This is a genomic window from Streptomyces sp. SID13666, from assembly GCF_010548325.1.
GTDB lineage: Bacteria > Actinomycetota > Actinomycetes > Streptomycetales > Streptomycetaceae > Actinacidiphila > Actinacidiphila fildesensis.
Genome location: NZ_JAAGLX010000238.1, coordinates 1 through 391, shown reverse-complemented (window position 1 = coordinate 391; position 391 = coordinate 1). Strand labels below are relative to the sequence as shown.

Sequence of the window (391 nt, the reverse complement as noted above, 5' to 3'; positions counted from 1 at the left end):
GTCGTCGCAGCGGCGGGTTCAAGGACGGCCCGCTCGTCGGCGCCCTCGCGCCCGTCCGTGGCCGGACCCGGCGGGGACAACGCGGCAAGGCGGTCGCGTTCCCGGCGGCCGAGCAGGTACGAGGCCACCAGCACCCAGGCGACGCCGAGGCCCATCGCGGGCAGCACGGGGTTGAAGACCTCGGAACTGTCCAGTTTCAGCGCCGCCATGGCGCGTGCGGTCGGGCCACCCCAGGGGACCATGTTCATCACGCCCGCGCCCAGGCACACCACTCCGGACAGGACCAAGGGGTTCATACCGAGCCGCTTGTAGACCGGCAGCAGTGCGGAGACGGTGATGAGGAAGGTGGAGGCGCCGTCGCCGTCCAGGGCCACGCACAGCGTGAGGACGG

General features: G+C 72.1%; 1 protein-coding gene. It reads right to left on the bottom strand.

Translation table 11 applies throughout. The features are described from left to right. On the bottom strand, positions 1–391 hold a 391-nt coding region (locus G3I60_RS44270; RefSeq protein ID WP_275419246.1), incomplete at both ends, for an SLC13 family permease.